Here is an 11,823-nt window from a genome sequence, read left to right on the forward strand (position 1 = left end):
AGCTTAGACGTTAAGCTGCGGTTTTTTTATGCAAACTGTAAACCCCCGTTACAAGTAAAATACAGCCTGATACAAGAAATCGGTTGCGCCCTATTTTTGTGAGCTGTATGCACTGTTATGGTGAAAAAAGTGGCTAATAAAAAGCTAATGTTTTTTATGTTGCTGATTTTTAATGAGGAAAATTTTTGGCACATAATGTGTATTAGATAACTGCAACTACAAAATCCGGCTGTTTAGTTTTACCTAAATAGCACTACGGCAAAGAAGCCCACTCGATGACAGAACGTGCATTCTGTTATCGAGTGGGTTTTTTTTTGCTCGAAATTTCTGCATGGCATGAATGGCGAGCAATTCAATATTGTTTGGGAAATTTAAGGTGGCGTCTGATGTGACGGCTTGCAAATCAACTAGGAATAATAAGAGTAATAAACCATGAAATTAACTAGAGTTACGTTGTCAATTTTAACCCTTATCGCTGCAAATCAAGCTTTTGCAGCTGTTGAAACTGAGTTAGGTACTTTGAATGCTGACTTTCGCTTACGCTATGAGTCGGTTGATCAAGACAATGCATTGAAAGATGCATCAGCACTAACACTTCGCAGTTTAGGGAATTTCAAAACTAAAACGTTCGCAGGGGTTTCTGCTTTCATTGAACTTGAGAATACGCTGGCTGTTATCGATGATTATAATAATGGAATTGGTGATGGCACAGAGTATTCTGTAGTAGCCGATCCTGAATCAACGGAAATTGACCAACTTTACCTTGCCTATAATACCGAGCAATTTTCAGCCAAGTTAGGCCGACAAGTCATTACTCTCGACAACCATCGTTTTGTTGGGCATGTTGGCTGGCGTCAAGATAAACAAACCTTTGATGCCTTTAGTGCGCGCTATGAAAAAGACGCTATTAATGCCAGTTATGCATATATAAACAAACGCAATAGAATCTTCGCAGATGAAAAAGATCTCGACTCTAAAGATCATCTTTTCAATGCATCATTAAAAACCGATTTCGGTAAGTTAATAGCTTATGGCTACTTACTCGAGGTCGACAATAACACTGATAACTCCTTAGATACCTATGGTGTTCGCTTAGTTGGCAAAAAAAACGTTGCTGAGCTGCCCGTTTCGTATTCTGCAGAGTATGCGCTACAAAGTAATGACAGTGGTGCAAATAGCTACGATACCCAGTATTTACTCCTTGAGAGCAGTGTTACTTATCGTGATATCACCTACAAGCTTGGTTACGAATCGCTAGGCTCTGATAAGGGTGAGCAAGCCTTTCAAACTCCTCTGGCAACCTTACACAAATTTAATGGCTGGGCCGATCAGTTTTTAGCGACACCCGCTGCGGGTTTGCAAGATCTTTATGCCAGCCTATCGGGTAACGCATTCAGCGGTAAATGGAGCCTTGTTTACCACACATACTCTGCGGATGAATCTCTCGCAGGAGATGATGATTTAGGTTCTGAATTCGATGTCGTTTATAGCAAATCATTTAATAAACAATACAGCCTTGGAGTGAAGTATGCCGCTTATATGGCTGGTGATGAGGCGTTTGCGAAAGTCGATACAAATAAGCTTTGGGTATGGGTGGGTGCAAAATTTTAACGTTTTGCACGCTAAATGATTGAGGAAAATTTTATGTCTACACCGAAAAAAATAGTTGTTGTTGGTAACGGGATGGTTGGGCATCACTTTGTTGAGCAATTACACAACCTAAATAGTGAAGCTAAGGCCGTTGAAATAACCGTTCTTAGTGGTGAAAGCCGACTTGCTTATGACCGTGTCCATTTATCTGAGTATTTTGCAGGAAAAACTGCAGATGATTTAGCCATGACCAGCGAAATGGTTTATCAGCAATGGGGGATTAATTTCTTTTTAGATGCAAAAGTCACTCATATTAATCGCGAACTGCAAACCGTTACAACTGCCGCCGGTGTTGTTTATAACTATGACAAATTAGTGCTGGCAACAGGCTCATATCCTTTTGTTCCCCCTATTCCGGGTAAAGATCAAGAGCATAGTCTTGTTTATCGTACCATCGATGACTTAGATGCCATTTCAGCCTCGGCGAAGGTGAGTAAAGTGGGGGTTGTAATTGGTGGCGGGTTACTTGGTCTCGAAGCTGCTAATGCCTTAAAGCAGCTTGGCTTAGAAACGCATGTGGTTGAGTTTGCCCCTCAGTTGATGGCGGTGCAAATTGATGCTGGCGGCGGAAAATTACTGAAAGATAAAATTGAACAGCTTGGGGTTCAGGTTCATACATCAAAAGCAACACAAGAAATAAAAGCGGGAAAAGAGTGTCGATATCAGCTTTGTTTTAGTGATGGCGAAGTGCTTGAAACCGATCTTATTCTATTCTCCGCAGGTATTCGCCCATACGATAATTTAGCCAAAGAGTTTGGCTTAGAGGTTGGTGAACGCGGAGGCATTGTTGTTAATGACCTATGCCAAACAAGCGGTGAAAATATCTATGCAATTGGTGAGTGCGCACTTTGGAACAATTTCATCTTCGGTCTTGTTGCGCCTGGTTACACTATGGCTCGGGTTGTGGCGAACCATATAATTGCGGGCGATGAGTCTTCAGAGCGATTCACTGGCGCAGATATGAGCACAAAGTTGAAGTTAATGGGAGTGGATGTGGGGTCTATTGGTGATGCCCATGGTCGAACTTCTGGCTGTTTAACTTACACATATGAAAATCAGCCGCTTGGTGTGTATAAAAAAATGGTGGTTAGTCATGATGAATCTAAATTGTTGGGCGCTGTACTCATTGGCGATACATCTGACTACGATAGCTTGTTGCAATATATGCTTAATGGCATTGAGCTGCCAAAAAGCCCTGAATCACTTATTCTTCCTTCTGCAGGAGAGAAACCAAGTTTAGGCGCTGATGCCCTTCCCGAAACCGCAACTATTTGCTCATGCTTGAATGTGACCAAGGGCGATATTATTGCCGCAATCGACACCGGTTCAACAACTGTTTCAGCTGTTAAATCATGCACTAAAGCAGCTTCTGGTTGTGGTGGCTGCGCAAGCTTATTAAAGAATGTTGTAGATAGTGAGCTTGCTGCGCGTGGAGTGGTAATCAACACGGATATTTGCGAACACTTTGCTTATAGCCGCCAAGCGCTTTTCGATATTATTAAGGTTCAAGAAATTAAAAGCTTTACTGAGTTATTAGCGCAGTACGGAAAAGGGAAAGGCTGTGAAATTTGTAAGCCAGCTGTCGGTTCTATTTTGGCCTCAGTTTGGAACGAATATGTGCTTAACCCGCAGCATGTCGCGCTTCAAGACACCAATGACACCTTCCTTGCCAATATGCAAAAAGACGGCACTTACTCTGTTGTTCCAAGGGTTCCAGGAGGTGAAATTACCGCTGATAAGCTTATTGCGATTGGTCAAGTCGCTAAACAATTTGGTCTATATACAAAGATAACAGGTGGTCAACGCATTGATTTATTTGGCGCGCGTGTTGATCAGCTACCACTCATTTGGCAGCAACTTATCGATGCGGGCCTTGAAACTGGGCATGCCTATGGTAAATCCCTCAGAACCGTTAAATCGTGTGTTGGCAGCACCTGGTGTCGTTATGGTCAACAAGATAGTGTCACCATGGCTATCGACTTAGAAAATCGCTATAAAGGCCTTCGAGCCCCACATAAAATCAAATTTGCCGTTTCAGGCTGTACCCGCGAATGTGCTGAAGCACAAAGTAAAGACATCGGTGTTATCGCAACAGAAAAGGGCTGGAATCTTTATGTTTGTGGTAATGGAGGGATGAAGCCTCGTCATGCTGATTTGTTTGCTACCGATTTAGACAGTACGACTTTGGTTAAATACATCGATCGCATATTAATGTTTTACGTTAAAACAGCAGATCGTCTGCAACGTACCTCAGTGTGGATGGAAAATATGGAAGGTGGCTTAGACTACCTTAAAAAAGTGGTCATAGCGGATGAGTTAGCCATTGCTGATGAGCTAGAAGAGCAGATGGCACGCGTTGTTGATACGTATCAATGTGAGTGGAAAACAACCCTCGAGAATCCTGCATCTTTAAAACGCTTCCGTCAATTTGTGAATAGTGACAAACAGGATATCAACATTCAATTTGTTGAAGAACGGGGTCAGATCCGCCCTGCGAGAGCTGAAGAAAAACTTGAAACGGTATAGGAAAACGATATGAGTAATAGTAATCAAAACTGGCAAACTATCTGTGAAGTAACTGACCTTGTATTGGATTCAGGTGTGTGTGCATTGGTGAGTGATACACACAAACAAGAGCAACAAATCGCACTGTTCTACGTTCAAGAAGCAAACGAGAAAAAGCAGGTCTATGCGCTAGGAAACTTTGATCCAATAGGAAAAGCTAATGTGTTGTATCGGGGCTTAATTGGCTGCGCAGATGAGCAAATTTTTGTTGCATCGCCTCTCTATAAACAGCGATATGTGCTGAATGATGGTCGTTGTTTAGACGATGACACGATCACCTTACCTGTTTACGACGCACGTATTAATGGCAGTAAAATTGAAGTGTTGTTGTAATCAACGTTTCGATGCATCTAGGAGAATAATGATGGTTTCTCAAATGGTTAACTTCACCAATACTGCATTTAAAACTGTATTAAATGTACAAAATGAATGGCTGCATAAATTGAAATTAGCTATTTCAAATACGCACACCAAACCATTTAAACGCAGTGCTTCGAAAAATGGTCAAGTTTATTTAATAGGTGCAGGTTCTGGCGACCCTGAACTACTGACACTCAAGGCGCATAGAATTCTGCAACACGCAGATGTGGTATTAGTTGATTGGTTAGTAAATAGCGAAATTCAGCAGTATTTTCCTGCTCATGTAGAGGTTATTTTTGTTGGCAAGAGACAAGGCTGCCATAGCATGTCACAAGCGCAAATTTGCCAACTTTTGGTGGCTAAAGCACTTGAAAATAAAACAGTTGTTCGCTTAAAAGGGGGCGACCCATCTATTTTTGGTCGATTGTCGGAAGAAACACACGCATTAGCAGAGCATGATATTCCCTTTGCAATAGTCCCAGGCGTGACAGCCGCGAGTGCTTGTGCTGCTTATACGGGGATCCCGCTGACCGACAGACGATGTTCACAAGCTGTGCAATTCGTGACTGCGCATTGTAAAGATGACGCGCAACAAGCAAATTGGTCACAGCTAGTCGCATCAAAACAAACATTAGTATTTTATATGGGCTTAACCCGTGTTGATAGTATTGCTAAACAGTTGATTAAACATAAAATGAGCCCTGATATGCCAATTGCTGTGGTAGATAAAGGTAGCTTAACTGATCAACAACTCTGTTGCCGAACCTTAGCAAGTATTGATGCTGAGCGAGACTTAAAGGACTTTGTTGGCCCAGCTTTAGTGATTGTGGGTGATGTTGTTAACTACCGTCAGCGTGTAGATTTAACATTGTTACAAGCGAATTACTTTGTCGAAGAAACACAATCACCCAGCTGTTTAAAAATAAAAGGCGCGTAAGCCTTTTATAACAGGGTTAATAGGCTCATTCATAGTGATGTTAGCGTCTTCTGTGAGGTTCACGTTAGAGTTAAATAGCAAACGAACCTGACCTTTGTACCTACGAGTTTATCATTCATTAAGGGTGAACTCGTTTATGCCCCAAAATAAGTTAGTTTAAATGCTCTAACTGCTGCTTTGAGCAATCAAGAAACGGTCCAAGCCCTACACATTGAATGATAAGTTAACGCATCTTTAATAATAGCTAGAAAATTTTGCTTAATGGGCTTACAACACCGTTTGCTCCTTGTTGTAAAACATGGGTGTAAATCTGTGTGGTTTTGACATCAGAATGGCCCAATTGTGCTTGAACGGTGCGAATATCGGCGCCACTTTGCAATAGGTGCGTTGCAAATGAATGGCGCAAGGTATGAGGCGTAATAACCTTTGTAATATTGGTTTGCTTTAATGCTTTTTTAATCGCTTTTCTAACACATGTAGGGTGGAAATGGTGGCGACGTATCTCGCCAGTTTCTGGGTCATCACTTAATTTGTAGGAAGGAAATAATTATTGCCACGCTAGTGATTTATTAGCTGAGGGATATTTACGAGTTAAAGCGTTAGGCATCCACACACCTGCGTATCGCTCGTTTTGTAAATCTAATCTTAAATATTCTTCAACTTGCAAAATTTGATTTCTAAGTAATGGGATCAACTCCGTTGCAAGAGTAACTATACGATGCTTGTTGCCTTTTCCGTTCCAAATTTGAATGCATTTGTAATCAAAATCAATGTCCTTTACTCGCAATTGCACCGCTTCCATCACACGCAAACCACTTCCATACATTAACCCAGTGATTAAGTAATATCGCTTGGAAAGATGACTCATCAATTGCTTTACTTCATCAGGCGTCATCACTACAGGCAGCTTGGGTTGTCGATTACTTCGTGCAAAATTCAAGTTTAAAGAAAGCTCATTTTTGACAATATGTTTATATAAAAAAGCGAGCGCATTTAAAGCTGCACTTTGTGTTCTAGGTGACATATTACGTTTTAATACAATATGGTCTAAAAACGCTTTGACTTCTGCATCTCCCATTGAGCTTGGGTGACGTTTGTTGTGAAAGTGAATAAATTTTGCGATCCAACCTAAATAAGCATTAATTGTTCTTAATGAATACTGACGAGTGAGCATATAGTCTGCAATGTAGTTTAAATAAGGAGAGCGAGTTTTCATTTTCATTCCTTTGAAATGAAGCTGTATATATATACAGTTTTAGCTCAGTCGCTCGTATAGTCAAGAAAACGACCCAATCGCTCGTTTTTATCCTGAGGTAAAAGCGAGAACTCCTAAATTTTAATAACACTGGTAATTAGTTAACAAGTTTGTTAGAAATAATCTAATAAGAAAAACGAGCTACGCTGTGGTAGAAAAACGCGCGATTAGCTCGCTATAAACATGTTATATGCCAAAAGGGTTCGGATGTTAACTTTAGAAAAAGACGAAAAAGCTGAACAAGTTTTCATTCATGCATCACCAGAAAAGCTTCGCTGGTTAGCATCTCGATTAGAGGCTATTGCAGCGCAAGCCGAAAAGTCTGGAAATGCACATGATCATCTAATGACAGAAGATTGGGGAGGTCATGAGTTAACCAATGAGTTAATTGGTAACCCCGAGTCTCGAGAGATTATTAATCACCTTGTTATTTACGGCCATAAAATAGAGACAACAGGCATATAACAAAGCAAATTAAAAAGGGCGGACAAAAATCAGTTGGCTTTGTTCGTTCCTCACAAGTTTAGCCAACTAATTTTTGCCGTTTATTTGCGGCGTTATGTTTTCAAGGAGGAATGGTGAACTTAGGAAGCTGGGATAGCGCAATAATTAAAAGCTTGTCATGGGTCGCCTTAGGAATAATTGTAATAACTCTGGTTATGGGCTCATTCCCTACTACTGCTAGTGATATAGCTGGCTTACTTTTATCAAGTTTACTTTTTCTGGGTGTCTATTTAATTGTATCGTTGGTCGGGTGGCTATGTGTTGGCTTTCCTGTTCATTGGGTAATTTCTAAATATGCAAATGCTTCCTTCAAGATCTATGTGGCAGTTAGTATCTTAGTTAGCTTAATTTTGTACTTCGTTCAAAATCAGGACTCTGTATTATTTGCTTTGACTGCATTGTCCCAAGCAATGATATTTAGGTTCTATGTGTATAAGAAAACATAACAAGCCAATGCAGACAGGGACTTCTAACAGTTGGCTGAGTTCCGCTTCGCTTCACAATTTTAGCCAACGGTTATAAGCCCCTGATTGGGGCGTTATGTAGCCAAGGATAGATCGGCGTTTGTATGACCTACGAAGAATTTTATTACAGTATTGATTGCAATTTTCCTTATCACAATGAAAGTGAATGGAAACGAATTATTCAGCAATCTATCGAGATTGGTGGTGACGCTCCCTTTATGGTGCTGCACGAAATATGTAGAGTGCCAGCATCAGAAAAAATCGAAGAAGCTAAGCACCTACAAATGTACTATTTCTGGAAAGAGTCCTTTTCTAGTCCTGTACAAAAAATCGTTGAACCTGCTGCACTCTCATATATTAATAAAGAGGAGCTAACTGACAACGAGGCACTGGAGATTATGGTCAAACTTTCAAAGTTTCCAAACTCGTACAATGCTCTTCAAGTAGTTTTATTTTCGTGCCCCGATGATGAAGAGTTGGTTGACGAAAAGTATGAAGAAATTGTTAGTACGTGGAAGTCGGCTACATAACAAGCCATTGCAGTGCGGGACTTTTAACAGTTGGCTTTCCTCACTGCGTTCGTTATTTTAGCCAACTATTAAAAGCCCCTGAATGGGGCGTTATACCTAAAGGAAAGTCATGTCATTAAAATTAAATTTTGAGCTGATGGCAGATTACAATCAGTGGATGAATAAAAGCATCTATCTAGCCGCATCCAAATTGAACGCCGATGATCTATCTAATGATCGAGGAGCATTTTTTGGATCAATCATCGGCACGCTTAATCACATTCTCGTTGGAGACATAATCTGGCTCAAGCGATTTGCTGATCACCCATCAAAATTGAAAACTCTTGATTACGTTCGGGATCTTAATACCCCAAAAGCCTTGGGCGCCATTTTGTACCCTGAATTTAAAAATCTTGAGAGTGCGCGAATCAAAATGGATGAGGTTATCCGAGATTTTGCACATGAACTTACAGACGAAGCATTGGAATCTAATCTGTCGTATAGCAATACCAAAGGTGAGCCGTTTAACAAAAAATTTGGTCACCTTATTCAGCATTTTTTCAATCATCAAACTCACCACCGTGGGCAAGCTTCCACTCTTCTTAGCCAAGCAGGTGTTGAGGTTGGTGTTACTGATTTACTGGTCAAAATTCCAAATGCGTAAAAGGTATAACAAGCACATCAAACACGTTCCGGCCGCAAAAAGCGCGGCCTCCACTGGACAGCCTACGCTTCGCTTCGGCTGCCGTTTATGTGGGCATTACTGATTAAATACTCTAACGTGTTTTTGTCCAAAAACGAGTTTGAACTACCCCTTTGTTCGTTCTTTGGCTTTAGTTAATTTGCTTATCTAAATGGTTAAGTTAACTAATAGCATCTGAGGTTAATTAAACGCTTGCTATCTTTTTGGTGCGACTATTTGTTGCTAAGCTTTTGAAACTTTGGCAACAATGCTGTTTGCAACGTCTATTAATGATTGGTTTTGTGACATTGCCGCTTTTTGGAGCAGTTGATGGGCTTGATGCTCACCCACATTAGAGCTTTGCATTAATAACATTTTTGCTCTGCCTATCACCTTTTGCTCATGCAATGCGCGTTTTACATTTTCTAGTTCTTCACTCATTTGGTTAATATGGTTTGCTTGTTCACAAATTAAATCATAAAACGATTTATGCCCAGATTGAACATCATGTTGCTGCTCATCAGCATTTATTTCTACGCCATGCAGCCCTGAAAAGCGACGGTCAAAGAGCATGTTAAAACCCGGATCAGTCTCATTGTTTTCGCTGATTTTTTCCATTAAAAGGTTGTGATTAGATATTTTCGCTTCAGCTTCTTTAATCCTTACTTGAACTTGCTCCATTAGCCTAGTAGTCAGCATAGTTTCGATATTTTGAAGGGCATCTATTCGTTTAGTTGCAACTTCATACCAGACTTCACCAAGCTCGGGTGTGTAGCTATTTGATGCGGACACCGCTTTGAACATTGCTCTGAGTTTATTAATGTCATTAGTTAGTTCAGAGAGTTGTATCGCTTGCCAGGCTGCTTGTTCTTGGCTAACCGAAAACTCTAAAAACCGCTCAAATACGTCGTGTTGTGCGCTTTCAAGTTCATGCATTTTCGATAATATTTTTGGCTCATGTTTTTGTTGCGAAAACCCAATGGCTCCTAAAGCACGCTCTTGCCCTGCAAGCTCTTTACCTTGAATGAAGTTAAACAGTGCAACTAAAAGTTTGGTTATTGACGCATCACTTGATACATCTGCTGCTTCAAATATTAGGTTTATGATTTTACTAATTAATCGGCAATACGCATCGGTAGATTTTAAAGGTGTAATCTGTAGTTTTTGAATTTGCTTTCTTAACTTTGGTAGCTGTTCAAGACCTTGAGAAGCTAAAGTAATTGACGTTAATAGTCTTGTTTGGGTGTGAATTGAATCACTATTTAAGAACTTTGAAATAAGTAAATCGAGTAGTTGCTCCTCTGCCTCTGAGCTATTCTTAAATTGCACAGGTAAATTTGTTTTATAGGCGACACCTTTTGACCCTAGATAAACATTCGTTGTTCCGCGCTCTCTTTGCAGCTGATGGATCATCTGTGTCGCAGCTATAACTATTTTACAGTTTGAAGCTAACGCCTTTAGGCTATTCAGCTCGGCATATTTTGCTGCGAGTAAAAAGCGTTTGGTACAGGTTGAAGATGTCGGCATAGGTTCTTATTACTAATATTGAATAGATACCATCAAGCAATTATTATTCCCTAAAAATTAATAGTCATTTTTAAGCAAGGTAAAATCAGTTTTGCTCGAATATTATCTGCGTTGTGCCACTGTAAATGGGGTTTACAGAGAGATTTAAAAATCAGATCACAAGTTTTATGGTTCAATTTCGCAAGCCCCTTCTTTATTTCGTTTACTGATTCGCCCCAAAGTGATGCGTGCCACGCTCCAAAGTAAAGCAAATGTTAACTTTTGATTTGGTGAAAGCAAAAGTGAAAAAGTTAAACTATTGAAAGGATTTAGTTTTATTTTTTGGTTATTTTTGGCATATAACTTGTTTAATAAATTATGAACAGTTGAATAGGCTGTGACAATTGGAAATGCAAAGGACAATGGCGTCCGCAACCTGCTCTTAAAAGTAAGAGTCGGTGCGGGCGTTTTTTTTTGCCTGAAAGATGGTCATTTTAACTGTGAAACAGATTAAAGATTAACAATGAAAGGTGAATAACATGGCTTATTTATTACCAAGTGACTTCGTTACAAAAATGGTGGATGCGGGCGAATCAAAAATATATATGTCCACGCGAGATACGCTAATTCGTGCTTATATGGCTGGAGCTATTTTAGCCTTAGCTGCTGTATTTGCGATCACAGTTGCAGTGCAAACCGGTGTATTTCTGCTCGGCGCGGTACTGTTCCCTGTAGGCTTTTGTATGCTTTATTTAATGGGGTTTGATCTATTAACCGGTGTGTTCATGTTAACACCATTAGCTTGGCTTGCTCGTCGGCCAGGCGTTACTTGGCCACAAATTTTGCGAAACTGGGGATTAGTTTTTGTTGGCAACTTTGCTGGCGCTCTGACTGTTGCTGTCATGATGGCGTTTGTATTTACCATGGGCTTTAATACCGATGGTGGGGCTATTGCAGCTAAGGTTGCTAGTATCGGTGAAGCGCGTACATTAGGTTATGCTAAATACGGTTTTGAAGGATGGATGACCATTTTCATCCGTGGCATGCTATGTAACTGGATGGTATCTATGGGTGTTGTGGGTGCTATGGTGTCAACACATGTTAGCGGTAAAGTGATTGCTATGTGGATGCCTATTATGCTGTTCTTTTTTATGGCGTTTGAACATTCGGTTGTAAACATGTTTTTGTTCCCATTTAGCTTGATCATGGGTGGTGATTTCTCTGTTGTTGATTATTTAATTTGGAATGAAATTCCAACTGCGCTTGGAAACTTGGTAGGTGGTCTAGCATTTACTGGGCTTACTTTGTACACAACGCACTATCGTACAAAACCAAAGCGCAAGTTAGCGACAACTGCAGCACCTATTGGTGACAATGTAATTGCTAAGTAA

Annotated in this window: 9 protein-coding genes and 1 pseudogene; 8 read left to right on the forward strand and 2 right to left on the reverse strand. The window is 40.3% G+C overall.

What is annotated here, in order from left to right; all coding sequences use genetic code 11:
• The first annotated feature begins 432 nt into the window (after positions 1-432).
• From ACSFVZ_RS06140 to cobA, 4 genes are read left to right on the forward strand one after another with little or no spacing between them, the layout of a single operon-like run.
• Positions 433-1,611: an alginate export family protein gene (locus ACSFVZ_RS06140; protein ID WP_235381985.1), complete on the forward strand. Its 1,179-nt coding sequence runs from the start codon at positions 433-435 to the stop codon at positions 1,609-1,611.
• Positions 1,612-1,644: 33 nt separating this feature from the next.
• Entirely contained in the window at positions 1,645-4,176 is a 2,532-nt protein-coding gene (gene nirB, locus ACSFVZ_RS06145; RefSeq protein ID WP_435558374.1) for a nitrite reductase large subunit NirB, read from the forward strand.
• A gap of 9 nt (positions 4,177-4,185) precedes the next feature.
• Positions 4,186-4,548 carry a nitrite reductase small subunit NirD gene (nirD, locus tag ACSFVZ_RS06150; RefSeq protein WP_105180563.1) on the forward strand — a complete coding sequence of 121 codons (363 nt, stop codon included), beginning with the start codon at positions 4,186-4,188 and terminating at the stop codon, positions 4,546-4,548.
• A 28-nt stretch (positions 4,549-4,576) separates the two neighbouring features.
• Entirely contained in the window at positions 4,577-5,512 is a 936-nt protein-coding gene (gene cobA / locus ACSFVZ_RS06155; RefSeq protein ID WP_435558375.1) for a uroporphyrinogen-III C-methyltransferase, read from the forward strand.
• A gap of 244 nt (positions 5,513-5,756) precedes the next feature.
• On the opposite strand, the pseudogene ACSFVZ_RS06160 reads toward cobA, so the two are convergent.
• Positions 5,757-6,728, reverse strand: a pseudogene (locus tag ACSFVZ_RS06160) (integron integrase).
• A gap of 246 nt (positions 6,729-6,974) precedes the next feature.
• On the opposite strand from ACSFVZ_RS06160, the gene ACSFVZ_RS06165 reads away from it, so the two are divergent.
• From ACSFVZ_RS06165 to ACSFVZ_RS06175, 3 genes are all read left to right on the forward strand, one after another.
• Positions 6,975-7,232 carry an Imm32 family immunity protein gene (locus ACSFVZ_RS06165; RefSeq protein ID WP_058032185.1) on the forward strand — a complete coding sequence of 86 codons (258 nt, stop codon included), beginning with the start codon at positions 6,975-6,977 and terminating at the stop codon, positions 7,230-7,232.
• A 607-nt stretch (positions 7,233-7,839) separates the two neighbouring features.
• Positions 7,840-8,265, forward strand: a complete 426-nt coding sequence (locus ACSFVZ_RS06170; RefSeq protein ID WP_435558376.1) for a hypothetical protein — start codon at positions 7,840-7,842, stop codon at positions 8,263-8,265.
• 109 nt (positions 8,266-8,374) lie between these two features.
• A complete protein-coding gene (locus ACSFVZ_RS06175; RefSeq protein ID WP_435558377.1) occupies positions 8,375-8,908 on the forward strand; it encodes a DinB family protein in 534 nt (177 codons plus the stop codon).
• Between the two features lie 261 nt (positions 8,909-9,169).
• Here the strand turns inward: ACSFVZ_RS06175 and ACSFVZ_RS06180 are convergent, their stop codons facing one another.
• Positions 9,170-10,453: a nitrate- and nitrite sensing domain-containing protein gene (locus ACSFVZ_RS06180; protein ID WP_435558378.1), complete on the reverse strand. Its 1,284-nt coding sequence runs from the start codon at positions 10,451-10,453 to the stop codon at positions 9,170-9,172.
• Between the two features lie 518 nt (positions 10,454-10,971).
• On the opposite strand from ACSFVZ_RS06180, the gene ACSFVZ_RS06185 reads away from it, so the two are divergent.
• The gene (locus ACSFVZ_RS06185; protein WP_235381992.1) at positions 10,972-11,823 is read left to right on the forward strand and encodes a formate/nitrite transporter family protein; all 852 of its coding nucleotides are present in this window, start codon (positions 10,972-10,974) and stop codon (positions 11,821-11,823) included.

It is taken from the genome of Pseudoalteromonas nanhaiensis (assembly GCF_051235485.1).
Lineage (GTDB): Bacteria > Pseudomonadota > Gammaproteobacteria > Enterobacterales > Alteromonadaceae > Pseudoalteromonas > Pseudoalteromonas lipolytica_C.

Excerpts from the sequence above, each read along its gene's own strand:
- ACSFVZ_RS06140 (WP_235381985.1), top strand. The coding sequence starts at position 433 with ATGAAATTAACTAGAGTTACGTTGTCAATTTTAACCCTTATCGCTGCA.
- nirB (WP_435558374.1), top strand. The coding sequence starts at position 1,645 with ATGTCTACACCGAAAAAAATAGTTGTTGTTGGTAACGGGATGGTTGGG.
- nirD (WP_105180563.1), top strand. The coding sequence starts at position 4,186 with ATGAGTAATAGTAATCAAAACTGGCAAACTATCTGTGAAGTAACTGAC.
- cobA (WP_435558375.1), top strand. The coding sequence starts at position 4,577 with ATGATGGTTTCTCAAATGGTTAACTTCACCAATACTGCATTTAAAACT.
- ACSFVZ_RS06165 (WP_058032185.1), top strand. The coding sequence starts at position 6,975 with ATGTTAACTTTAGAAAAAGACGAAAAAGCTGAACAAGTTTTCATTCAT.
- ACSFVZ_RS06170 (WP_435558376.1), top strand. The coding sequence starts at position 7,840 with ATGACCTACGAAGAATTTTATTACAGTATTGATTGCAATTTTCCTTAT.
- ACSFVZ_RS06175 (WP_435558377.1), top strand. The coding sequence starts at position 8,375 with ATGTCATTAAAATTAAATTTTGAGCTGATGGCAGATTACAATCAGTGG.
- ACSFVZ_RS06180 (WP_435558378.1), bottom strand. The coding sequence starts at position 10,453 with ATGCCGACATCTTCAACCTGTACCAAACGCTTTTTACTCGCAGCAAAA.
- ACSFVZ_RS06185 (WP_235381992.1), top strand. The coding sequence starts at position 10,972 with ATGGCTTATTTATTACCAAGTGACTTCGTTACAAAAATGGTGGATGCG.